This window comes from Halalkalibacter hemicellulosilyticusJCM 9152 (genome assembly GCF_000513115.1).
Classification (GTDB): Bacteria; Bacillota; Bacilli; order Bacillales; family Bacillaceae_D; genus Halalkalibacter; species Halalkalibacter hemicellulosilyticus.
The window spans coordinates 1-23940 of sequence record NZ_BAUU01000044.1; the positions used below are offsets into that span (position 1 = coordinate 1).

General features: G+C 37.2%; 19 protein-coding genes and 1 pseudogene. 17 read left to right on the plus strand and 3 right to left on the minus strand.

The window, feature by feature from the left end; translation table 11 throughout:
* Window positions 1-263: 263 nt before the first annotated feature.
* Both typA and JCM9152_RS19080 read left to right on the plus strand, forming a co-directional pair.
* Window positions 264-2102: a translational GTPase TypA gene (typA, locus tag JCM9152_RS19075; protein WP_035347053.1), complete on the plus strand. Its 1839-nt coding sequence runs from the start codon at window positions 264-266 to the stop codon at window positions 2100-2102.
* 80 nt (window positions 2103-2182) lie between these two features.
* Window positions 2183-2461 carry a YlaH-like family protein gene (locus JCM9152_RS19080; RefSeq protein WP_035347078.1) on the plus strand — a complete coding sequence of 93 codons (279 nt, stop codon included), beginning with the start codon at window positions 2183-2185 and terminating at the stop codon, window positions 2459-2461.
* A 192-nt stretch (window positions 2462-2653) separates the two neighbouring features.
* On the opposite strand, the gene JCM9152_RS22125 is transcribed toward JCM9152_RS19080, so the two are convergent.
* On the minus strand, window positions 2654-2812 hold the full coding sequence (locus JCM9152_RS22125) for a YlaI family protein (RefSeq protein ID WP_081728141.1): 159 nt from the start codon (window positions 2810-2812) through the stop codon (window positions 2654-2656).
* 240 nt (window positions 2813-3052) lie between these two features.
* Here JCM9152_RS22125 and JCM9152_RS19085 point away from each other — a divergent pair, with 240 nt between their 5' ends.
* On the plus strand, window positions 3053-4381 hold the full coding sequence (locus JCM9152_RS19085; protein ID WP_035347080.1) for a PhoH family protein: 1329 nt from the start codon (window positions 3053-3055) through the stop codon (window positions 4379-4381).
* A gap of 211 nt (window positions 4382-4592) precedes the next feature.
* Here the strand turns inward: JCM9152_RS19085 and JCM9152_RS23530 are convergent, their stop codons facing one another.
* Complete coding sequence (locus JCM9152_RS23530; RefSeq protein ID WP_235715774.1) at window positions 4593-4919, minus strand: hypothetical protein; 327 nt, start codon at window positions 4917-4919, stop codon at window positions 4593-4595.
* An 80-nt stretch (window positions 4920-4999) separates the two neighbouring features.
* Between JCM9152_RS23530 and glsA the strand changes: the two genes are divergently transcribed.
* Together glsA and JCM9152_RS19100 are read left to right on the plus strand one after the other, a co-directional pair.
* The gene (gene glsA, locus JCM9152_RS19095) at window positions 5000-5926 is read left to right on the plus strand and encodes a glutaminase A (protein WP_439644220.1); all 927 of its coding nucleotides are present in this window, start codon (window positions 5000-5002) and stop codon (window positions 5924-5926) included.
* A gap of 114 nt (window positions 5927-6040) precedes the next feature.
* Window positions 6041-6322: an Fpa/YlaN family protein gene (locus tag JCM9152_RS19100; protein ID WP_035347055.1), complete on the plus strand. Its 282-nt coding sequence runs from the start codon at window positions 6041-6043 to the stop codon at window positions 6320-6322.
* A 157-nt stretch (window positions 6323-6479) separates the two neighbouring features.
* On the opposite strand, the gene JCM9152_RS19105 is transcribed toward JCM9152_RS19100, so the two are convergent.
* Window positions 6480-7373: a COX15/CtaA family protein gene (locus JCM9152_RS19105; protein WP_035347057.1), complete on the minus strand. Its 894-nt coding sequence runs from the start codon at window positions 7371-7373 to the stop codon at window positions 6480-6482.
* A gap of 288 nt (window positions 7374-7661) precedes the next feature.
* Here JCM9152_RS19105 and cyoE point away from each other — a divergent pair.
* From cyoE to JCM9152_RS19165, 12 genes and pseudogenes are all read left to right on the plus strand, one after another.
* Window positions 7662-8593, plus strand: a pseudogene (gene cyoE / locus JCM9152_RS19110) (heme o synthase).
* Between the two features lie 69 nt (window positions 8594-8662).
* Entirely contained in the window at window positions 8663-9694 is a 1032-nt protein-coding gene (gene coxB / locus JCM9152_RS19115; protein ID WP_035347059.1) for a cytochrome c oxidase subunit II, read from the plus strand.
* Window positions 9695-9714: 20 nt separating this feature from the next.
* The gene (gene ctaD / locus JCM9152_RS19120; protein WP_035347060.1) at window positions 9715-11586 is read left to right on the plus strand and encodes a cytochrome c oxidase subunit I; all 1872 of its coding nucleotides are present in this window, start codon (window positions 9715-9717) and stop codon (window positions 11584-11586) included.
* A 3-nt stretch (window positions 11587-11589) separates the two neighbouring features.
* Window positions 11590-12213 carry a cytochrome (ubi)quinol oxidase subunit III gene (locus JCM9152_RS19125; protein WP_035347062.1) on the plus strand — a complete coding sequence of 208 codons (624 nt, stop codon included), beginning with the start codon at window positions 11590-11592 and terminating at the stop codon, window positions 12211-12213.
* Window position 12214: 1 nt separating this feature from the next.
* Window positions 12215-12559: a cytochrome C oxidase subunit IV family protein gene (locus JCM9152_RS19130; RefSeq protein ID WP_035347064.1), complete on the plus strand. Its 345-nt coding sequence runs from the start codon at window positions 12215-12217 to the stop codon at window positions 12557-12559.
* 264 nt (window positions 12560-12823) lie between these two features.
* Window positions 12824-13366: a DUF420 domain-containing protein gene (locus JCM9152_RS19135; RefSeq protein ID WP_035347067.1), complete on the plus strand. Its 543-nt coding sequence runs from the start codon at window positions 12824-12826 to the stop codon at window positions 13364-13366.
* A gap of 218 nt (window positions 13367-13584) precedes the next feature.
* Entirely contained in the window at window positions 13585-15951 is a 2367-nt protein-coding gene (locus JCM9152_RS19140) for a glycosyl hydrolase family 95 catalytic domain-containing protein (RefSeq protein ID WP_035347070.1), read from the plus strand.
* 20 nt (window positions 15952-15971) lie between these two features.
* The gene (locus JCM9152_RS19145; protein ID WP_035347072.1) at window positions 15972-17981 is read left to right on the plus strand and encodes a beta-galactosidase; all 2010 of its coding nucleotides are present in this window, start codon (window positions 15972-15974) and stop codon (window positions 17979-17981) included.
* A gap of 504 nt (window positions 17982-18485) precedes the next feature.
* Complete coding sequence (locus JCM9152_RS19150) at window positions 18486-20279, plus strand: sensor histidine kinase (RefSeq protein WP_035347084.1); 1794 nt, start codon at window positions 18486-18488, stop codon at window positions 20277-20279.
* On the plus strand, window positions 20269-21801 hold the full coding sequence (locus JCM9152_RS19155; RefSeq protein WP_235715775.1) for a response regulator transcription factor: 1533 nt from the start codon (window positions 20269-20271) through the stop codon (window positions 21799-21801). The genes JCM9152_RS19150 and JCM9152_RS19155 overlap by 11 nt, the downstream gene beginning before the upstream one ends.
* 232 nt (window positions 21802-22033) lie before the next feature.
* Window positions 22034-22996, plus strand: a complete 963-nt coding sequence (locus JCM9152_RS19160) for an ABC transporter permease (RefSeq protein WP_035347074.1) — start codon at window positions 22034-22036, stop codon at window positions 22994-22996.
* Between the two features lie 14 nt (window positions 22997-23010).
* Complete coding sequence (locus tag JCM9152_RS19165) at window positions 23011-23919, plus strand: carbohydrate ABC transporter permease (RefSeq protein ID WP_035347076.1); 909 nt, start codon at window positions 23011-23013, stop codon at window positions 23917-23919.
* Window positions 23920-23940 lie beyond the last annotated feature (21 nt).

A 23940-nucleotide genomic window follows, 5' to 3' on the forward strand; every position in this document is an offset into this window, starting at 1 on the left:
TTTTGGGGTTCACTTCACTACGCACTACGGGGTCTCACCTTTGCTTTTCATCCCGCAGGAGTCTACGTATATTTCATCCGCTACGTTATCTAAGTTCGGATTCTCGGCTAAACACTTTTGTTTTGTCCCAGCCTCGTGTTTGGCGAAAAAACATGAAAGATCTGTAAAGGTTGTTGAATTATCGAAGAAGATCTTGCTAAATAGAGTGTGGACAAGGTATACTTGTACAGTTAATGAACGCATAAGGAGAGAGAAAATACAAAATGACCATTCGTAACGATATTCGTAACATTGCTATAATTGCTCACGTAGATCATGGTAAAACGACTTTAGTCGATCAGTTATTAAAACAGTCAGGGACGTTCCGTGAAAATGAGCAAGTCGATGAACGTGCTATGGATTCCAATGCTCTTGAAAAAGAACGTGGAATTACTATTTTGGCTAAAAATACAGCGATTCACTATAATGATAAGCGAATTAATATAATGGACACACCTGGACACGCAGACTTTGGTGGTGAAGTAGAACGGATCATGAAAATGGTCGATGGTGTTCTCCTCGTTGTTGATGCGTATGAAGGCTGTATGCCACAAACAAGATTTGTTTTAAAGAAGGCACTTGAACAAAAACTAACACCTGTAGTTGTTGTGAATAAAATTGATCGTGATTTTGCTCGGCCGTTAGAGGTAGTAGATGAAGTGGTCGATTTATTTATTGACTTAGGAGCTGAAGAAGACCAATTAGATTTCCCTGTTGTCTATGCATCGGCTATTAATGGTACAGCAAGTCTAAATCCAGAAAAGCAAGATGAAACGATGACAGCTCTATTTGAAACGATTATAGACGCTATTCCTGCACCTGTAGATAATAGTGATGAACCTCTACAGTTCCAAGTAACGATGCTAGATTACAATGATTATGTCGGTCGAATTGGAATTGGTCGTGTGTTTAGAGGAACTATTAAAGTTGGTCAGCAAGTAGCATTAATGAAACTTGATGGCTCAGTTAAGCAATATCGCGTTACTAAAATGTTTGGATTCTTAGGTCTGAAACGTATAGAAATAGAAGAAGCAAAAGCTGGAGATTTAATTGCGGTTTCTGGTATGGAGGAGATCAATGTTGGTGAAACGGTTTGTCCGCTTGAGCATCAAGACGCACTACCGATTCTTCGTATTGATGAACCTACACTGCAAATGACGTTTTTAGTGAACAATAGTCCTTTTGCTGGACGAGAAGGGAAATTCGTCACAGCTCGTAAATTGGAAGAACGTCTAAAAGCGGAACTAGAAACAGATGTAAGTTTACGTGTTGAAAATACTGATTCTCCTGATGTTTGGGTGGTTTCAGGCCGTGGAGAGCTTCATTTGTCGATTTTAATTGAAAATATGCGAAGAGAAGGTTATGAGCTCCAAGTTTCGAAGCCTGAAGTTATTATTCGTGAGATTGATGGAGTGAAAAGTGAGCCGATGGAACGGGTTCAAATCGATGTTCCTGATGAGTATACAGGTTCGGTTATGGAGTCATTAGGTGAGCGTAAAGGTGAAATGCTTAATATGACAAATAATGGTAGCGGACAAGTTCGTCTTGAGTTTTTAGTTCCTGCCCGGGGCTTAATTGGTTATACGACAGAGTTCTTATCACAGACAAGAGGATATGGAATTATTAATCATTCCTTTGATAGCTATGCACCTATTGCTGCAGGTCAAGTGGGTGGACGTCGACAAGGAGTTCTCGTCTCGATGGAAGCAGGCAAAGCTAGTCAATACGGAATTATGCAAGTCGAAGACCGTGGTACGATCTTTGTTGAACCTGGAACAGAGATTTATGAAGGTATGATTGTTGGTGAGCATACTCGAGATAATGATCTTGCTGTTAATATTGTAAAGATGAAGCAGCAAACGAATGTACGTTCCGCAACGAAGGAAAATACGGTAACAATGAAAAAACCTCGTATTATGACATTAGAAGAAGCGTTGGAGTATTTGAATGAAGATGAATATTGTGAATTAACACCTGAATCGATTCGTTTAAGAAAGAAAATCTTGAATAAATCAGAGCGTGAACGTGAAGAGAAGAGACGTAAGCTTGCAGCTAAAGGGTAGGTAGAAAGGATAGGTGACCGTAAATGTTGGTCGGTAGTCCACAAATATCTGAGGAGAATCTAGAACAGTTAACATGGTTAATGAGAGCAACAGCTGAAAACCCTTGGTATGGATTTTATGGGTTTTTGGCTATAGTGGCTTTAGCCATTATTGTTTTCAATTTAGGATTTGCTAAGAAATTGCCCATTTTAAAAAGGGTTCTTGTCTATATCACACTGATTATTGGTTGCTTTGTGCTTTGGTTTTTAGAATTTTTCTTTGGTGCACCAATCATTGTAGTGTTAATTATTTCAGGGATCGTTTTAGGTATTTATCGATTTCGCTTACACTTGCACCGTCAGCAGAAAAATGAAACATAAAAATAAAGGGATGTCCGAAAAGGTATGTTTTACCTTGGGGACATCCCTTTTGTTACAGGATAAGAAAGCATAAAATTCTTAGATGTTTAATTAAGGAGATAACAGCTTCTCTCGTGCCACGTTCCACTTTCAGAAATACTCAATTTCTTTGTACGGCTCAGTACGACCCAATAAAGAAACGTGTCCAATCTCTTATTGTGATTGGCGGCGTTGTTCTGTTTTCACCTTAATTCGGTCATAGCATTCGTTACACATATACGTATGAATAGGTCTATTTCGTAAACGTTTTGCCAGTGGTAGTTCGTCTGAAATCTTTTCGATTTTATCACACAGCACGCATTTTACTCTCATGTCAGTACTCCTCCTTATCACAGCAAACAAACGAGAATCATTCAAATGGTTTCTCACTATTACTTATATTGTAAGCAATGGGGACTAGAAAATCTACTTTTAAAATCGATCTGTAGAAAATATAAAAGTGAGTATACTTTTTCCTTCTAGATTAAAAAGCTTGATCATACATTTTTACAAACAGCTAAGAGCAAGATAACGAATCCGGTGATAGTGAAACTCTAGTCAGGAGGCAGAATGTTGAAGAAAATCTACGTTTTGGATACGAACGTGCTCTTACAAGATCCTTATTCAATTTATTCCTTTCAAGATAATGAAATCGTGATCCCGGCAGTGGTACTTGAAGAATTAGATTCAAAAAAACGGAACATGGATGAAATAGGAAGGAATGCTCGCAAGTTTTCAAAATGTATAGATAAATTAAGAGGTGATGGCAAATTACATGAAGGTGTCCACCTACAATCTGGTGGGGTTTTAAAAGTAGAACTAAACCATAAATCCTTTTTAAGATTGAAGGACTCATTTGCTGAAATGACGAATGATAATCGAATTATCGCAGTCGCTCTAAATTTAATGCTTGAAGAAATGGAGAAGGAGGACGGAAAGCAGGTTATTTTAGTTAGTAAAGATGCACTCGTTCGGGTAAAAGCAGATGCACTTGGTTTAGTTGCAGAAGATTTCTTAAGTGATCGTGTGATAGAGTTTGAAGATGTTTACCCAGGATATGTAGAAGTATATGTGGATTCAACTGTTATGAAGAGCTTTTACACAAAGGGAGAAATTACAATATCGGAATTAACCAAACATCCCTTCTATCCTCATCAATTTATTATTATGAAGGATGCACTTGGAAGCTCAAGTTCTGCATTAGGAAAGGTTGAGCCAAATGGTAAGAAGGTAAAGCCGTTTTTAAATGAACCTGAACAAGTTTGGGGGATTCGCTCACGAAATGTCCAGCAACGAATGGCACTAGAATTACTATTACGTGATGATATTCATTTAGTTACAATGATAGGCAAGGCTGGGACTGGTAAGACGTTATTATCTTTGGCCGCTGGACTTATGCAAACAGAAGATTTAGGGAAATATAAAAAACTAGTAGTGGCAAGACCAGTTGTCCCACTTGGGAAGGATATAGGGTTTTTACCAGGTGAAAAGGAAGAGAAGCTACGACCGTGGATGCAGCCAATCTATGATAATTTAGAATTTCTATTTAATACAAAAAAGCCTGGGGAGCTTGATCAAATTTTGGCAGGGATGGGATCGATTCAAGTCGAGGCACTAACCTATATTCGTGGAAGGAGTATTCCAGATCAATTTATTATTATTGATGAGGCACAAAATTTAACGAAGCATGAAGTGAAGACCATATTAACTCGCGTTGGTGAAGGTAGTAAGCTTGTTCTAATGGGTGATCCCGGGCAGATCGATCATCCTTACTTGGATGAATACAATAATGGGCTCACTTATGTTGTGGAGCAATTTAAAGACCAAACGGTGAGTGGACATATTAAGCTTGTAAAAGGAGAACGATCAGGTCTAGCTCAGCTTGCTGCTGATTTGTTGTAGGTGGCACAAAGCCACCCACAACATTATGGTAATTAATGGATAATTATTTTCTTAATATGACGAATGGGGTCATGCGCATTAGAGCCGTCTCCATAATAGAGATGTACGGGGCCATCTTCGTGTAATGGTTTTCCTTCCTTAGCAAAACCTAGTAGGGCTTTTTTGGCTTGAGCATATTGTAGCGTGACATTTTGCTCCTTGCATTCTACTTCTATAAATGTCGGTGTTTGAGAAGGTTTTGTATTTTCGATAAAAGGGAGCAGTGGCATTGCATATTTCCCATTGATTTCTCGTTGCTTCTTATGTTTAATTTCATTTCCATTTGTGTGAAGGCGAGGTGGTGCAGAGCTTCAAGGATTTCTTTGTCCCACTGTGCAGAGATCGCTTTCTTATAAATCGTATCTGCGTCTTCTTTGTTAGCTTGTTCATTGAAGTATGTATTTAAATCAACCTTCCGTTCATCAAATATCCAAACGGTTGGGTCAATCGTTAAAGGATGTTGCACGCGACCTTCTATGAAAAAAACAAATTCTTGCATAAACGTATCCCCCTTGACATGTTGTGTTTCAATAAAGTATAAATGGTTTCAATAGATTTGTCACATATGGGGGGATAAACGTGGTCTGTGAATACGGAAGTGAATTAAAGCGAATGGTAGAGGTCGCACGTGTACATACAGAGAATGGCAAGCTTGCCGATTATATACCTGCATTAACAAAGGCGAATCCTAACGATATAGCTGTCTCAATATTTGATGGTCAATCGACGTGCTTTAGTGAAGGTAACTACAATCAACGTTTTACGCTTCAAAGTATATCGAAAATTTTAACACTTGCGTTAGCATTAATCGATCATGGTGAAGAAGTGGTTTTCGATAAAGTTGGAATGGAGCCGACTGGTGATCCTTTTAATTCAATCGTCAAGCTTGAGGCACATAAGCCATCAAAACCATTAAATCCAATGATTAATGCAGGTGCTTTAGCCGTTAGTTCTTTAATATTAGGAGAATCCGCAAATGAAAAGGTAGATCGGTTAATTGCTTTTGTCTGTCAGCTTAGTGGTAATGATTTTTTAACTTACAATGCCGAAGTCGCTCAGTCAGAATTTGAGACTGCAGACTTAAATCGTTCTCTTGCCTATTTTATGAAGCAACATGGTGTCATTACCGAAGATGTAGAGGAATTACTATCATTTTATACGAAGCAATGTGCAATTGAAGTATCATGTGAGGACCTTGCCCGAATTGGCTATGTTTTAGCGAACAAAGGTAAAAATGAAGATGGAATAGAAGTGATTCCCGCAGATGTTGCTAGAATTGTAAAGACATTCATGGTTACTTGTGGCATGTATAATGCATCTGGTGAGTTTGCCATTAAAGTTGGAATTCCAGCAAAGAGTGGTGTAGCAGGTGGAATTCTTTGTGCCGTTCCGAATAAGATGGGGATAGGAATCTATGGTCCAGCACTAGATGAAAAAGGAAATAGCATTGCTGGAATGAAATTACTTGAGCTTATTTCAGAACGATACGAATTAAGCATTTTTTAGAATAAAAATAAATGAGAATGATTCTTATAACCAATGTTTCTGATTAAAATCATTGCTTTTTCTTGCTAGAAAAGATACTATTAAGACAAGATTATTCATGAGGGAGGGGTCCAGATGTCAGCTAAAATGTTGACTGAAGATAGAGATAAAGCATTTGCCCTTCTGAGATCAGATGCGGATAAAATTAGGCAGCTAATTGAGGTGCAAATGGAAAATTTAACGATGCCTCAATGCCCTTTATATGAGGATGTCCTTGATACACAGATGTTCGGATTATCGAAGGAAATTCATTTTGCTGTCCGATTAGGCTTAATAGAAGAAGAAGATGGCAAGCAGATTCTAGATGAACTAGAACGAAAATTAGCAGATCTTCATGATTCTACAACAAGAGCATAAAAAGTCAAGCTATCTATGATGGTAGCTTGACTTTTTATTTGTCTTCATAAAATTCATATACAAAGAATGTGATCTGTATAAGAACTTTATATTAAATGTTTAATATTGGTTCGATAGGCAAAGCTAAAAACGATACATGGTCAGCTTTTAACGATAATTAGTCCTTTCTAAGTAAAACCATAACAACATAACTAAGGACTGAAAATAGAACGGAGATTATAAGCGCATGTAACAAGCCGATTGAAAGAACTTCATTTTCTGTAAATACGACAGATACACCGCTAATTAATTGTGCAGTTACAAGTACAAAAGAAAGGATCGATGCCCATAATAATATTCGCTCATGCTTATAATGTTTAATCGTCCAGATCATTAAAGCGAGAAGGACGAGTAAAAGGAGGGTACCAGCTACCCTGTGAAAATAGTGTGCGCCTACTGGTCCAGCAAGCCCAGGGAAAAGCATGCCGTTACATAATGGAAACCCAGAACAAGCTAATGTTGCTTGTGTATGTTTCACATAAGCACCTGTATATATAACTGCATAACAATACGTGATCGTCATAAAGACAAAATATTTAAAGCGATTCGAAACTTGTACTAATACACGAGATCCCTTTGAGTCTTCATAGGCTAGAACGGTGAGTAAGACGACAGCAGCAAGTGACATCGCTGATATACCAAAATGTAAAGCGAGAATCGCCTTGGATTGACCGAAAACAACAGCTCCAGCACCTAAGAGACCTTGGAATATGATTAAAATGACTGCAAGTGTTGCCATTAATTTTGTTTCTTTTACGTGCTTTAACTGCTTCCAAGACCATAAGGCAAGAATAATGATAAGTGCTCCTACTAAACCAGAAACAATACGGTGACTATATTCGATAATTGTTTCAATAGCAGGATTTGTTGGAATCACTTCTCCAAAGCAAAGAGGCCAAGTAGCACCACAGCCTTCACCGGACTCTGTTTTTGTAACGAGTGCGCCTTGAATGAGTACGATTAACACGCCAATAGAGGTTAATGTACCAAAGATTTTTAATTTTTTATGCATAGACATCACCTTTCTTCTATAAAAATGCTCCGAAATATGCTAGAGTAAGCTATGATATATGACTACTTACCCATTGATCTTATGTAGAATCATAAGAAAAGTCAATTTAACAAAGATGAAGATTTTATGACATGCATAATTGTGAAGAAAATGTGAACCTGATGATTTTAGTGAAACTCGTAAGATTTTAAGATATAATGTCACTGTACTCGTTATTAGGTGGTAGGGTTATGCACCTAATTATTTTTTGTAATGTGGCTTGTTACCTTTAAAGGAGGTGAAGAATGGATGAATAAGTCAAATACGGCGTTTGAGGCAACTGAGGTGATCAGTTCTGACGCATCAATAGCTACAAGTCATCAAAAGTCTTGGAAAGATTATTTGGTTCTAGCTAAGCATGGAATTGTGACATCTAATTTGATTACGACATTTGCAGGCTTTTATTTAGCGGTTGTCTATACAGGAGTGGGGTTAGGATCTCAGCTTTCAACGATGATTTTTGCACTAGTTGGTGCAGCACTTGTGATGGCAGGCGGCTGTACATTAAATAATTATATTGACCGCGATATTGACCATATTATGGAAAGAACAAAGGAACGTCCATCAGTGACAGGTCGATTCTCAGCTAATCAAGTATTAGTATTAGGATTAGTACAAGCTGCAGCTGGTCTAGCTTTTCTTTCACTGACGACTGCATCTGCTGTTGTTATAGGTTGATCGGTTTGTTTATCTACGTTGTACTTTATACGATGTGGACGAAGCGAACAACGACGTTAAATACAATTGTCGGTAGCTTTTCTGGTGCAGTACCACCACTTATTGGGTGGGCAGCTGTAGATGGTGGCTTACACTCATATGCTTGGTTGTTATTCTTTATTATGTTCTTTTGGCAACCTCCTCATTTTTTAGCGTTAGCAATGAAGCGTGTAGAAGAGTATCGAGCTGCCGGTATTCCAATGCTTCCAGTTGTTGCTGGTTTTGCGATGACAAAGCGACAAATTGTTGTTTATGTAGCGGCTTTGTTGCCAGTGTCTCTTATGCTATATCCATTTGGGATTGTCTATACGATCGTTGCCTCTGCTCTAGGTTTGGGTTGGCTATTATTAGGATTAGCAGGCTTCAAAATGAAGGATGACATTAAGTGGGCACGTTATATGTTTGTGTATTCACTTAATTATTTAACAATACTATTTGTTCTTATGGTTGTTGTTCATATTTAAGGATATGAACCGACTAAAGATATAAACATTAATACGAATGATCGTATGAAAGTGAGGTTGAATTGTCTGATGAAACTTTGGAAAACATCTTGGCGTTTCCTGTCTCTGTCATTGCTCGTCTTTTTCCTTTCGGGCTGTCTTGGGGAGACTAACTTAACTGCCCTTGATCCAAAGGGACCACAATCAGAGTGGCTATTTGATAACATGCTACTTTCCTTGTATGTTATGGCATTTGTCACGATTGTCGTGTTTGCAATCTTTTTTATCATTCTTGCAAAATTTCGTCGCCATCCTGGAGATGACGAAATCCCTAAGCAAGTTCATGGAAATACAGCACTTGAAATTACATGGACTGTTATTCCGATTATCTTGCTTACTATCTTAGCTGTTCCAACCATTACAGGTACGTTTATGTTAGCTGATATGGAGCCAGACCCAGAAGTTGGGGAAGATACGGTCTACATTAAAGTAACGGGGCATCAATTCTGGTGGCAGTTTGATTATGAAGACGAAGAATTTACAGCTGGAAATGATGTATACATACCAGTTGGGGAAAAGGTTATCTTTGAACTACATGCTCAAGATGTGATTCACTCATTTTGGGTACCAGCATTAGGTGGTAAAGTTGATACAATTCCAGGGATTACGAACCATCTTTGGCTTGAAGCATCTGAGCCAGGAATTTACAAAGGGAAATGTGCTGAGCTATGTGGAGCATCGCATGCATTAATGGATTTCAAAGTGATTGCGCTTGAGCGTGATGATTATGATGCGTGGGTAGCTGGCATGCAGGCGGAAGAAGTTGAGCCAACAGATACATTAGCACAACAAGGTCGTGAAGTATTTGAAGAGCAATCTTGTATTGGCTGTCATGCGGTTGGAGGAATGGGTACAGCTGCAGGTCCTGCACTGACGGATTTTGCTAATCGTGAAACACTTGGAAATTACTTAGAAAATAATGATGAGAACCTAGAAGCGTGGATTCGTGATGCTGAAGCGTTGAAACAAGGCGCTGTTATGCCTGCATATCCTGAATCAGAGCTAAGTGATGAAGATATGGAAGCACTGATTGCTTATTTACGTTCTCTATCAATTGACTAGAAATAAAGGAGGTTAACCCTTTGGCTACACAGAAAAAGGAAAAAAGCGTCATCTGGGATTGGTTAACGACAGTTGACCATAAGAAGCTAGGCATCATGTATTTAATTGCCGGGACGCTTTTCTTTGTTAAAGCTGGAATTATGGCGTTATTTATGCGTATCCAGCTCATGTATCCAGAAATGAATTTTTTAAGTGGTCAAACATTTAATGAATTTATCACGATGCATGGGACGATCATGTTATTTTTAGCAGCAACGCCATTATTATTTGCCTTTATGAACTATGTAATTCCGTTACAAATCGGAGCACGAGATGTGGCTTTCCCATTTGTTAACGCTTTAGGTTTTTGGATCTTCCTATCAGGGGGATTACTACTAAGCATGAGTTGGTTCTTTGGTGGGGGTCCTGATGCTGGATGGACAGCTTATGTGCCTCTTTCAAGTCGTGATTATGCGGGAGTAGGACTCGACTTTTATGTATTAGGTCTACAAGTTTCTGGTATTGGTACGCTTGTTTCGGCTATTAACTTTTTAGTCACCATTATTAATATGCGTGCACCAGGAATGACGATGATGCGTTTACCATTATTTGTGTGGACGTCATTTGTTACATCAACATTAATCTTATTTGCCTTTACGCCATTAGCTGCTGGACTTGCGCTATTAATGTTGGATCGGCTGTTTGATGGTCAGTTCTTCATATCTAGCATGGGCGGTAATGCCGTGTTATGGCAGCATATATTCTGGATCTTTGGACACCCAGAAGTGTATATCCTTGTCTTGCCAGCGTTTGGAATTATTTCAGAAGTTATTCCGGCCTTTGCAAGAAAACGTTTATTTGGTTATACAGCGATGGTATTTGCTACAATGATTATTGCATTCTTAGGGTTCATGGTTTGGGCTCACCATATGTTTACAGTTGGTATGGGACCTGTTGCGAACTCAATATTTGCGATCACGACGATGACCATTGCTGTACCGACAGGGATCAAAATCTTTAACTGGCTCTTCACTATGTGGGGCGGGAAGATTACGTTTAATACAGCAATGATGTTTGCTTCATCGTTTGTACCTACGTTTGTATTAGGTGGGGTAACAGGGGTTATGTTAGCAATGGCACCAGTTGATCATCTTTATCATGATACGTACTTTGTTGTTGCTCACTTCCACTATATTATTGTTGGTGGTATTGTTCTTTCACTATTTGCTGGCTTATTCTATTGGTATCCTAAAATGTTCGGACATAAGTTAAATGAAACACTCGGTAAATTGTTTTTCTGGATTTTCTATATTGGTTTCCATTTAACATTCTTTGTTCAACATTTACTAGGGTTAATGGGTATGCCACGTCGTGTATACACATACTTAGAAGGTCAAGGTTTAGAGCTATTTAATTTAATTAGTACCATAGGGACGTTCTTCATGTCTGCAGGTATTATTTTATTAGTTATTAATATCATTTACTCTGCAATTAAAGGAGAGCGTGTAACGGTTTCTGATCCATGGGATGCACGTACGTTGGAATGGGCGACACCGACACCAGTGCCAGAGTATAACTTTGCTCAAACACCACAGGTTCGTTCATTAGATCCATTATTCTATGAGAAAATCCATGGGGATGGTAAGATGAAGCCAGCTGAGCCTGTTACTGATATTCATATGCCTAATGGATCAATTTTACCGTTAATCATTTCAGTTGGGCTATTCTTTGCTGGTTTTGGTTTCATCATGATGAATATGGAGAACCCGATTATTCATCCATTAGTCGTTGCAGTGGGTGGTTTGGTCATTACTTTTGGAGCGATGTTTGTTCGTTCTATTAAAGAAGATCATGGCTATCACATTCCTGCATCTCAAGTTAAAGCAGATTTAAATGAGAAGGGAGGAAACTAAGAAATGGCGGGTACAGTTGATACTTCAAAGGGGCTTCCCTCTCATCCCGAGAGAGCAACGCTTGAAGGGAAAAACAAATTTCTCGGTTTCTGGTTCTTCCTAGGTGGAGAAACGATTCTATTCGCAACATTCTTTGGTACGTACCTTGCGTTAAGGAATGGTGTTGCAGATGGTCCGACATCACAAGAAATGTTCCATCTTCCACTCGTTTTTATTATGACGATGATCCTACTTACAAGTAGCTTGACTAGTGTACTTGCGATGTTTGCAATGAAGAAGAATCAGTTTACGAAGTTTAAAGTTTGGATGTGGATTACCGTTCTACTAGGTCTAGCGTTTATTTCGCTTGAAATATACGAGTTCTATGAGTATGTTCACCAAGGATTTGGCTACTCAACAAGTGCATTTTCTTCCTCTTTCTATACACTGGTAGGATTGCACGGAGCTCACGTAGCCTTCGGTTTAAGTTGGATTATTGTTTTGTTAATTCGATACAATAAATCAGGTATTACGCTAACGAATGCTCCTAAGTTTTATGTTGCTGGTTTATATTGGCACTTTATCGATGTTGTGTGGGTGTTTATCTTCACAGTTGTTTATCTCATGGGAGTAGGAGGAGGTCATTAATATGGCGGATCATTTAAGTCAACCTTTTGAGAAGAGTGCAATGACCAATGAAGAAAAGAGACAGATCCAGAAAGAAATCAAAAAGCAAATTGTCGTATTTGTCTTAATGATATTCTTAACGGTCTTATCGTTTCTAGCAGTTGGTGCTGACTTAATACCACGTTCATTTGCGATTCCATTCATACTCATCCTTGCAGTGATTCAGTTTGCATTGCAATTAGTATTTTTTATGCACCTTAAGGATAAGGATCATGGCTGGGCAACTGCCTTTATGATTTCTGGTATTTTCGTAACAGTACCAACAATAGCTGCTTTAATGCTATTAATTGGAGTTGTAAAATATTAAGACAAAAAAGAGTGATCCAATTGGATCACTCTTTTTTGCTATAAGGTCGTGCTCAAAAAGTTCGCTAAACATGTGGCAATAACTTTGATCACAACACGTAAAATCACATAAGAATTTTCTAAGAAGTGTGGCTACGTTTATTGCTTCGAGGCTATTAAATTAGAACAAAATCGTTCATTAGTTTGTAAATGATTCACTGTCTGTAGATGTTTGAGTTTGTGTATAATAGGGAGGACATGTTTTGAAATAAGAGGAGATGACAGTATGGAGCAAGCAAGTTCTACGTTTAAAAAACGCAATTATAAACCTGCTATTATTATGATAACGATCGTCATTAATGGATTAGTCGCTTTGTTAGCTGGATTACCTGGAGTTGAAAATTTTGATGCATTTGATGTGACGATTTTACCGATGTTAAATGCTATCTTTAATAGTTTCACGTTCCTCTTTTTATTGATAGCCTTTATAGCGATTATTCGAAAAAATGTGACGTGGCATCGACGTTTTATATACGCTGCTTTTATTACGACAACGTTATTTTTAGTGACGTACGTGGCTCATCATTTTTTATCACAATCGACTCCATATGGAGGAGAGGGCTTCTTAGCAGCTTTTTACTATTTTATTCTTATAACGCATATCGTTTTAGCAGCAATTATCGTTCCGCTTGCGTTAACTTCAGTAGCTCGTGCATGGAATATGGAAAATGAACGTCACCGTAAAATTGCTCGTTGGACGATGCCGATTTGGCTTTATGTAAGTTTTACGGGTGTGTTAGTTTATATTATGATCTCACCTTATTATTAGAATCTTTTGAATACGTTAAACACGAATTGAGCATTTACAAAAGGAACTCTTTTGAAGCTTAATCTCGTGTTTTTTTTTTGAGTATTAAGTGCAAATAGTCATGTAAATAATGAGTAATTATTAGGGTTTGCATCAATCGTAACTATGATATTATGAAAGTGCTTACAATCAAGTGAAAGCTAAAAGTATTTTGATTTCGTTTTGAAAGGAGTACATAGATGACTAGTCAATCGAATGATCGTTATCCTAAGAGAGGAATAGTTAGTAAACAAGCAGCCGATCATTGGCAAGAGGCAATGATTACCGGAAATGGGGAAATCGGTGCACTTATTTTCGGCCAGCCATTGGAAGAAACAATTATTTTTAATCATGAAAAGCTGTATGAACCTCTACATGAGCAAATTATTCAAAATAACAATATGTCACCGTATTTAGGTGAAATAAGAGGATTAATGAAAGAAGGAAAATTTCGCGATGCTGCGAAACTTTTTTCAACTAAATCTGGACATCCATTGTTATTTACTGATGCCTATCATCCTGCTTTTGCTTTAAAGCTTCAAATGTCCAATTGTGGCCAAATTTGCGATTATGACCGATCGATAAATTTTGAAACTGGTGAAGTTACTGTTAGTTGGTCTGATGATCGAGGGAGGATTGTACGTAAGCAGTTTGTTTCTAGAGAGGATCATGTTAGTGTCATTTCTTTATCAACAACATCCAACGAAGAAATGAGTCTTGAACTGTCCATTGATGATCTTGTATTAGAAGACAGTGAGCGTGGGAAGCACATTAGTACAGATGAACGCTTTATTGCTTTTAGTTGTGCATATGCGAAAACAAAAAAAGGGTATGCAGGTGGAACGTCTGTCATAACTCCAATGGGAGGACATGTTGAAGTACACGGAAAAACGCTCTTTGTTTCAGGGGCAAAGGAGATCATCCTTTTAACAAAGATTAAACCAATTGATGTTTACGATCAACAAGCTCCACGGACGTTAGCGTCGATAAAGAAAGCATTAAAAGAGATATCTTCTAAGGGGTATGGTGAACTATTAACATCACATGTACGTATTCATGGAGAGTGGTTTAATCGTATGTCTCTAACTATATGTGATAGAGAGGAAACGCATAGGCCTACGGAAGAGTTGTTAGTTAGTGGTCAAGCTTTGAATAAACCATTGTTACAGCAAATGTTTGATATGGGGAGGTATGTATTCATCTCCTCATCAGGTGCTTATCCTCCTAACTTAGTTGGGCTATGGACTGGTGAATGGCGTCCGGCGTGGAATGGTGATTTTACAACAGATGCAAATGTGAATTTGGCTGTGTCTGGTGGTGGGATTGGAAATATGCCTGAAGCACTTGAAGGCTATTTTCAACTCATGGAAAAAATTGTCCCAGATTGGCGTATAAATGCTAAAACCTTTTTTGGATGTCGGGGTGTGTTAGCAGGATCAAAAACAGACGGGAACCACAATATTCACACCCATTTTGATGTTGATTGGCCGTTAGGGTTTTGGACTGCGGGTGCACAATGGTTAATGGTACCATTTTATGAATGGTATCAAATTAGCGGGGATGAAGAGTTCTTTATTCAACGCGTTTTACCAATCATGAAGGAAATTGCCCTTTTCTATGAAGATTTTTTAACAGAACACAATGATGATGGTACGTTTATGTTTATTCCTTCTTACTCACCAGAAAATACACCTCGGATTTCAACCGATTTACAAAAGGTAGGATGGCAGCCGAATCAAGCAAGTATTAATGCAACTATGGATGTTGCTGCGGCGAGAGAGTTGTTTACTTCGTTAATTGTCACGTGTAAGGAATTAGAAATAGAACAAGATAGTATTCCTAAATGGGCAGATATGCTTGCCCATATGCCCGATTACTCAATTAATGAAGAGGGAGCATTAAAAGAGTGGATTCATCCTCAATTAGATGATGAATATGACCACCGACATATATCTCATTTGTATCCAGTATGGCCTGGTCATGAAATCAACCCTGAAGATACACCTAAATGGTTTGAGGCAGCGAAAGTGGCATTAGAGAAGAGAGGTAGAGAAAATTATTCTGCTCATGGTGTTGTCCATTGCGCATTAGTTGCTGCTAGACAGAAGAATGCAGAACGAGTTGTCGATAACTTGAAGCTACTATTGCAAGAAGGGGACTATATTCACTCCAGTCTTGTGACGTCTCATAATCTGAATCGTGATATTTATAATGTGGATGCAAGTTGCAGTTTGCCTACTTTAGTAATGGAAATGTTAGCTTATACATCACCAGGATTAATTGAATTATTGCCAGCTGTCCCAGAGGAGATAGAAAAAGGAGTTATAACGGGGATGAGAGCAAGAGGTCAGGTGGTAATTGAGAAGTTAGAATGGGATTTAGAAGCGGGGGATGTAAATGTTTATTTGCGGTCTCTCAAGAACCAAGAGCTTACCGTTCGATTACGTCAAGGTATTGAGAAAGCATGGATCTCTGAAAGTGAAACCATATTCATTCATAACGATACAGACCTCGCTATACAACTAAATAAAGATGAAGAGAAATATATTAAATTAAAGATTTCTTAAGAAAGAAGGAGTGGAATCGGATGTTTACAAAAATGCCGTATGGCGGAGACTACAACCCAGAACAATGGGATAGAGCTACTATGGAAGAGGATATAAGAATGTTTAAAAAGGCTAACATTGATTTTGTCCGTGTTCATATATTCTCTTGGGCTCTTAGTCAGCCAGATGAAGCAACATATCAGTTTGAATGGTTAGATAAAGTGATAGACCGTCTTCATGAAAATAATATACAAGTCGGAATTGGGACAGGTACTGCAGCACACCCAGCTTGGTTAGCTAAGAAGTATCCTGATGTTTTACGTGTTGAGTTTAACGGTATGAAACGTAAATTTGGTGGGAGACATAATTCATGCCCGAATAGTCCTTCTTATCGAACATTTGCAAAACGTCTTGTTGAAAGATTAGTTGAACGTTATAAGGATCATCCTGCAGTTGTGTTATGGAATGTATCCAATGAGTTCGGTGGAGCATGTTATTGTGAAAATTGTGAAAAAGCATTTCGTGTTTGGTTAAAAAAACGTTATCGAACATTAGATGAAGTAAATCGTGTTTGGAATACGAGATTTTGGGGACATACATTTTATGATTGGGATGAAATCGTTGCTCCAAATTTGCTGAGCGAACATTTTGCTGAAAATCGGACTATGTTCCAAGGTATTTCACTTGATTATGCTCGCTTTAATTCTGATAGTATGCTCGAATGCTACAAAATGGAATATGATGTCATTAAGAAAGAAAGCCCTGATACGATTGTAACGACTAATTTAATGGGAGCCTTTAAACCGTTAGATTATTTTAAATGGGCTAAGTATATGGATATCATTGCTTGGGATAACTATCCGGCATTTGACACCCCTTATAGCTATACAGCGCTCATGCACGATTTAATGCGAGGAATCAAAGATCAACAACCATTTATGTTAATGGAGCAAACTCCCAGTCAGCAAAATTGGCAACCTTATAACTCGTTAAAACGTCCAGGTGTATTAAAATTATGGAGCTATCAAGCTATTGCACATGGTTCAGATTCTGTTTTATATTTCCAAATGAGACGATCAAGAGGCGCTTGTGAGAAATTTCATGGTGCTGTTATCGAACATGTTGGTCATGAACATACGAGAGTGTTTAAAGAAGTAGCGGAGATTGGTCAAGAGTTAGTTGACTTATCGAATACTTTCATCGGATCAAAGCTCCCTTCTAAAGTGGCAATCATATTTGATTGGGAAAATTGGTGGGCAATCGAATATTCTAGTGGCCCACACGCCGATTTAAAATATGTTGAACAAGTTCATAAATATTATGAAGCGCTGTATAAGCAAAATATTCAAGTTGATATCGTAAGTACAGAGTCTGATCTTGACCAATATGAAGTCGTTATTGCTCCTGTATTATATATGGTGAAAGAAGGGTATGCAGACAAGCTTGAACGGTTTGTCAAAGCGGGAGGATACTTTGTAACGACTTTCTTCAGTGGTATTGTCAATGAAAATGATTTAGTGACGTTAGGGGGGTACCCAGGAGAGCTTCGGTCACTACTCGGTATTTGGTCTGAAGAAATTGACTCATTAGCTCTTGAGCATAAGAACCAAATCGTTTTAAAATCAAAGCTTGGTCAATTACAAGGGAAGTATGATTGTAACATGCTATTTGATTTAATTCATTCAGAAGGTGCAGAGGTTATTGCTGAATATGGGGAAGACTTTTACAAGGGACGGCCAGCTTTAACCGTTAACAAATATGGAAAAGGCGAAGCGTGGTATGTTGCCACAAACCCTGAACAAGAGTTCATCGATCATTTATTAATGGAGATTTGTGAGAGACAAAACATTAAACGAGTATTGAACACTCCTTCTGGTGTTGAAGTGACGAAAAGAATGAATGATGAAAACGAGTTTGTATTCGTAATGAATCATAATAAAGAATCTAAAACGATTCAATTGCAAGGAGCTTATGAAGATTTGCTGACGGGCCAGTTGTACCAAGATCAATTAACAATTGAAGCGAATGGGGTCATGGTGTTAAGAGTATGATTGTATATGTAGAATGAAGAGGCTGGGACATTGCGAAAGTGTTTAGCCGAGAATCGGAATAACGTGCGATTGCTAGTAGATGAAATATACGTAGAATCCTGCGGAGATAAAAAGATGGGCACTGAAAAGTTTGGTTTTAACTTTTTTTAATGTTCTCATGGAAAACAAAGGTGAGCCTTCATAGTGCATAGTACGTGAAGGCTCACCAGTTTCCCTCGGAAAGCGAAGGATATTTCAGGAGCGATTAATTGCGTGGATGTGTATTTGTTTGGATTCTCTTTTATTAAAACACTTTTATCCCATCCTCTTTTTGTGTGGCTTCATTTTTGATTAGTAAATATTACATAACAAGATGTTGTCGATCAACGTTAAATTTTTATATGAATTCACTTGTAATTATGATGGTATTTCTCCTATAGTTAGTAAGGTATAATGATATAATAATTTTATGTTGAAAGCGCTTCCTTTTCAGGGAGTAGATTGAAACGTATTGGGGCAATCACGATGTTAAAGAAAATCATTCATAAAATAAATAATATTACTTTGCAAAGAAAGTTAATTTTGTCGTTTATAATAGTTGTTTTTGTCCCTTTGTTGATTGTAGGAGTTTTCTTAACACACGAGCTTAGACAAATCTCATTAAACAATGTTAAGGAGCAGTCTACTTCTGATATGAACCGTATACAAACTCGTATTTCAGAAGCGCTGTTACCTGCAGTCTATTTATCAAACCAATCATTGGCCGACGAAGGATTAAAGGACTTAGTCAATCGTGAGTATGAGACCGTTTTTGCGGTAGTAGATGCTTATAAAAACTATCCCGTATTTGAGCATAATATTCGTTTTTATAATGAAATAAGTAATATTCGTTTATATACGAACAATGAAACGATGCTTAATAATTGGCGTTTCATTCCGGTTGATACAGAAATAGTGAGACATACGTGGTTTCAGCAAACTGTTGAAGCTAAAGGTATGATGCGTTGGGAATATACAGATCACTTAAACGGGCGATTCGATACAAACTTAAGCTTGACCCGTTATTTAAACTTTCAAGATGATTTATATGGTGTACTAGTAATTGATGTTAATACGGATTATTTGAATTGGATTCTATCTCAAGAAGTACTACCGACTATGATTGTAAATAGCGATAATCAAATAGTCTCATCTAATAAATTAGATTTAATAGGTCGTAATTTAAATGAGGATACGTTTTCCAATAAGTTAATTAAGGGTGAAATCGGTATTTTTGAAGACACGGTTTTTGGTGAAAGTTCGCAAATTATGGTTGAGCCAATTCAATTTGAATACAGTACAAATCAGCTACGGATCGTTTCAGTATTACCAAATTCGGAGATAATAGCAGATGCGAACCGCTTAAGTCGTTTAGGATTTATTATTATGTTTATCAGTTCGATCATTGCCCTTATTCTCATCTATGTATTTTCTCATTTTATTACGCGAAGAATGCTCACATTAAGCAAGCAGATAACAAACGTAACGGAAGGGAATTTGTCAACAGAATTTAAAATAGCAGGGAAAGATGAGATTGGTCAACTATCATCACAATTTAATAAAATGACTTTGAGTATTCAACAACTACTTAAAGAAGTAGAAGCTAAAAATGAGGAAAAAAGAGTACTGGAGAAACGCCAAGGGGAAATTAAATTTAAAATGCTCGCAAGTCAAATCAATCCACATTTCTTGTTTAATACACTAGAAACAATTCGAATGAAAGCACATATGAGAGGAGAGAAAGATATCTCTCTCATTGTAAAATTGTTAGGGAAATTATTACGAACAAGCTTAGAGGTTGGTAGTAGTTTCGTTAGCTTGAAGCAAGAAATGGATATGGTTAAGTCTTATCTTGATATTCAAAGCTTCCGGTTTCAGGAAAGGTTAGAATATGAGCTAGTCATAGATGAAACAATTACTAATATTCAAATTCCGCCTCTTATTATTCAACCACTTGTTGAAAATGCTGTAATACATGGATTAGAAAACCATGCGGTCGGTGGAAAAGTGATTGTGGAAGCGAAGAATCAAGGAGAGTGGATCCAAATTAATGTTATTGATAATGGTGTTGGTTTCACAGCAGAAAGACGGCAGCGAATTATAGAATCACTCACCTCAACTGACGAGGAGCATCGTATTGGTTTACGAAATGTTCATGAACGAATCATTCTTTCTTTTCAACAAAGTGAAGGGTTAATAATTGAAAGTGAACGTGATAAAGGAACGTGTGTTTCATTTAGAATACCGAGGCAGTCAGAGGGGGATCTGTATGATGTATAAAGTATTGATTGTTGATGATGAACGAACGGTACGAGAAGGGCTTAATTCTTTAATTCCATGGGAAGATTATGGCTTTCAAGTCGTCGGACTAGCTAAAGATGCGGAGACGGCATATTCACTATTTCATGAGTTGTCACCAGATCTAGTCATTTCTGATATTCGTATGTACGGCATGAATGGATTAGATTTAATTAAACGTTTACGTGAAATAAATAAAGTATTTCAATGTATCATTTTAAGTGGATATGCAGATTTTGATTATGCAAAAAAAGCAATTCAAAATAATGTTGCAGGGTATTTGTTAAAACCGATCTACGAGGAAGAATTAATTGAGTATTTAGAGAAAGTAAAAATAGAACTATCGAAACAGCACGCAGTTACAGAGCTAACAGAAAGTGAAGAGACGAGGAGACGTGAACAGTATATTCTCTCATTAATCGGGAGTGATCACCACGTTTTTTCTGAGCAAGAAACAAAGCAATTTGATTTAGACTGGGATCGATATCAAGTGTTATTAATGAAAGTAGATAACTCCTTTGTAATGGATACAGATATGTTTAAGTTAAAAAAAGAAGTGGAGTTTTTAATTAACAAAGATATTGCATTATTTGTTAGTGAACCGTATATAGGTTTAGTTCTAAATGCCACTGAATACCGGACGAAAGAGGTTCAACAGCTATACCAAGATTTAAAACTTTCATTAGAAAGCTATGCTCATTCTATAACGTTTAGTCTCGGACAAGTTGTTGAGAGTTTAAATGGCATTCAACAGTCCTATAAAAGTGCCTTTCAAATGATCCAGAGAAAGTTTTTTTATCCAAAAGAACAATTACTAGCAGAAGGTATGCAAATTGATACACAGTATTCTGAAGGACAAATAGAGGTAGCAGGTATTATTGATAATATGTACTTTGCATTAGATCTAGGCGTGTATGATAGTTTACGTGAAACAACTAATGATATGTTTGTGTGGGCGATGCAAGACCTTTCCGAAAAAAATGTGAAAAAAAAGATTGTTTACGTCATGACAACAGTATTTAATAAATTGCAAAAATCAAAAGGAGATAAAGAGGATTTTTTCACTTCAATGCTAGAAAAGGTATTAGAGTTGTATCAGCAACCATCATTTGAAGATGTGAAAAACGTAGTTAATGAGCTGATGAATGATGTATTGAGTGAGCTTGAATATGCTGATAGCGATCATCAATTAAAGAAATTATTGCTGTTAATTGAAAATAAGTATAATGAAAATTTAAAGTTGGAACAGCTTGCGAAATTGTTCAATTACAACAGTGCTTATTTAGGAAAACTATTTAAAAGCTACACAGGTGAATATTTTAATACGTATGTAGATAAAGTCCGAATAAAAAATGCAAAGAAATTGCTTTTACAAGGACAGAAAGTGTATCGTGTTGCTGAGATCGTCGGTTATAACAATGTTGATTATTTCCATAGCAAATTTAAAAAATATGAAGGTGTATCTCCTTCAGCATATAAAAGAAAGATGATAAAAAGCGACTGAATTGGTTGCTTTTTTCTTTTGAGCAAAGGAGTCTCATTGTAACTAAAAAGACAGATCACTAAAAAACATAGTAATTTCTCTAATTGTTATAGTGTAAACGTTTTAAATGTTATTAAAACAATAATGAAAGCGCATTCTCGTATAAATTATTATATGAATTTAGTTGAAATCATTTAGGTATTTAGAAAGGTGCATTTTCGTTATGATTAATTTGTAAAGAGGAGGGGATAGCATGGACGTGAAACCAGAGAAAGCGCCTTCAAATCTAGAAGTCGTAAAAAAGAAAAAGAGTTTCTGGAAAACAATGAAGAATCAAAAAATCTTATATTTAATGTCAATCCCCGTTGTTATCTGGGTATTCATTTTTAATTACCTCCCTGTATGGGGCTGGACAATGGCTTTCCAAAATTTCCGACCAGGACGAGCTATTACGGAGCAGGAATGGGTAGGATTTGAGCACTTTATTCAATTATTTCAAGATGATCACTTTTATCTTGTTTTACGAAATACGATTGCAATGAGTGTTATGTTATTAATTGCTGGCTTTGCCATACCGATATTATTTGCTGTTTTATTAAATGAATTAAAGGATTCCTTATTCAAACGATCGGTTCAAACGATTTCATATTTACCTCACTTTGTCTCTTGGGTAGTTGTTGCTGGAATCGTAACAAAAATGCTTTCAACAGATGGTGGGATTGTAAATGACATTCTTGTTGGTTTGAATTTGATCGACAGACCGATACAGTTTATGGCTCAAGGAGAATTGTTTTGGGGCATTGTCACATTAGCAGATGTCTGGAAGGAAATGGGTTGGAATTCAATAATCTTTTTAGCTGCAATGGCTGGTATTGATCCACAGCTTTATGAAGCTGCAAGAGTTGATGGAGCAGGTAGGTGGCGCCGAATTTGGCATATAACGTTACCTGGAATAAGACCTACTATCATGGTTATTTTAATCTTGTCCATCGGTAGTATGATTAGTATTGGTTTTGAACGGCAACTTCTACTAGGAAACTCTCTTGTCAGGGAATACTCAGAAGTCCTTGAATTGTATGCGCTTAATTATGGAATTGGTATGGGACGATATTCCTATGGTACGGCAATTGGAATCTTTAATTCGATAGTAAGTATTACGTTGCTGTTATTGGCTAATGGCATATTTAAGCGACTTACGAAGACGAGTGTTATGTAGAGGGGTGATGAGTAATGAGTAAAAAATCAAGTTTATTTGCAGCTAGTACATCTGAAAAAATATTTGAAGTGATTAATTATATATTAATGTCTTTAGTAATCGTTGTTATGTTGTATCCGTTTTTGAATGTGTTAGCCATTTCATTTAATGAATCAAGCGATACGGTTCGTGGGGGAATTTATGCATGGCCGCGAGCGTTTACGTTAGATAATTATCAAGTCATTATGCAATATGATAGTCTTGTCACAGGATTTATTAATTCGGTGCTTCGTACAGTTATTGGTACAGTATTAGGCTTATTCATTTGTGCGATGGTTGCTTATGTGTTGAGTAGAAGGGACTTCCAGGCGAGACGGTTCGTTTCAACGGTCATCGTATTAACGATGTTCTTTAGCGGTGGGTTAATTCCGACGTATATGCTTATGCGTGATTTAGGATTAATTAATACATTTGCGGTTTACATTTTACCTTTACTCGTTAGTGCATGGAATATAATCATTATCCGTTCCTTTATGGATGGTTTGCCATTTGCTCTGCAAGAATCAGCAAAGATGGATGGAGCCAATGATTTCACTATTTTTTGGCGAATTATTTTGCCAATATGTAAGCCTGTTCTAGCAACAATTGCTCTGTTTATTGCGGTTATGCAATGGAACATGTGGTTTGATACGTATATTTACAATAGTGCTAACGCTTCATTAACGACTTTGCAATATGAGCTAATGAAAATATTGCAAAATACTTCTACAAGTGCAGGAATTGATTCTGTCAGAGGTGGGCAAGGTACTGAATTAATGAACCGAGTATCGCCCGAGTCTGTTAGAATGGCGATTACGATTGTAACAATTGTACCGATTTTACTTGTTTATCCATTCCTGCAACGATACTTTGTCAAAGGAATGACACTTGGAGCAGTTAAATAGTCATTTTTGTTTGTTACGAGA

Excerpts from the sequence above, each read along its gene's own strand:
- typA (WP_035347053.1), top strand. The coding sequence starts at position 264 with ATGACCATTCGTAACGATATTCGTAACATTGCTATAATTGCTCACGTA.
- JCM9152_RS19150 (WP_035347084.1), top strand. The coding sequence starts at position 18,486 with ATGTTAAAGAAAATCATTCATAAAATAAATAATATTACTTTGCAAAGA.
- JCM9152_RS19100 (WP_035347055.1), top strand. The coding sequence starts at position 6,041 with ATGTCAGCTAAAATGTTGACTGAAGATAGAGATAAAGCATTTGCCCTT.
- JCM9152_RS19165 (WP_035347076.1), top strand. The coding sequence starts at position 23,011 with ATGAGTAAAAAATCAAGTTTATTTGCAGCTAGTACATCTGAAAAAATA.
- JCM9152_RS19080 (WP_035347078.1), top strand. The coding sequence starts at position 2,183 with ATGAGAGCAACAGCTGAAAACCCTTGGTATGGATTTTATGGGTTTTTG.
- JCM9152_RS19145 (WP_035347072.1), top strand. The coding sequence starts at position 15,972 with ATGTTTACAAAAATGCCGTATGGCGGAGACTACAACCCAGAACAATGG.
- JCM9152_RS22125 (WP_081728141.1), bottom strand. The coding sequence starts at position 2,812 with ATGAGAGTAAAATGCGTGCTGTGTGATAAAATCGAAAAGATTTCAGAC.
- JCM9152_RS19140 (WP_035347070.1), top strand. The coding sequence starts at position 13,585 with ATGACTAGTCAATCGAATGATCGTTATCCTAAGAGAGGAATAGTTAGT.
- JCM9152_RS19125 (WP_035347062.1), top strand. The coding sequence starts at position 11,590 with ATGGCGGGTACAGTTGATACTTCAAAGGGGCTTCCCTCTCATCCCGAG.
- JCM9152_RS19135 (WP_035347067.1), top strand. The coding sequence starts at position 12,824 with ATGGAGCAAGCAAGTTCTACGTTTAAAAAACGCAATTATAAACCTGCT.
- JCM9152_RS19105 (WP_035347057.1), bottom strand. The coding sequence starts at position 7,373 with ATGCATAAAAAATTAAAAATCTTTGGTACATTAACCTCTATTGGCGTG.
- JCM9152_RS19130 (WP_035347064.1), top strand. The coding sequence starts at position 12,215 with ATGGCGGATCATTTAAGTCAACCTTTTGAGAAGAGTGCAATGACCAAT.
- coxB (WP_035347059.1), top strand. The coding sequence starts at position 8,663 with ATGAAACTTTGGAAAACATCTTGGCGTTTCCTGTCTCTGTCATTGCTC.
- JCM9152_RS19160 (WP_035347074.1), top strand. The coding sequence starts at position 22,034 with ATGGACGTGAAACCAGAGAAAGCGCCTTCAAATCTAGAAGTCGTAAAA.
- JCM9152_RS23530 (WP_235715774.1), bottom strand. The coding sequence starts at position 4,919 with ATGCAAGAATTTGTTTTTTTCATAGAAGGTCGCGTGCAACATCCTTTA.
- JCM9152_RS19155 (WP_235715775.1), top strand. The coding sequence starts at position 20,269 with ATGATGTATAAAGTATTGATTGTTGATGATGAACGAACGGTACGAGAA.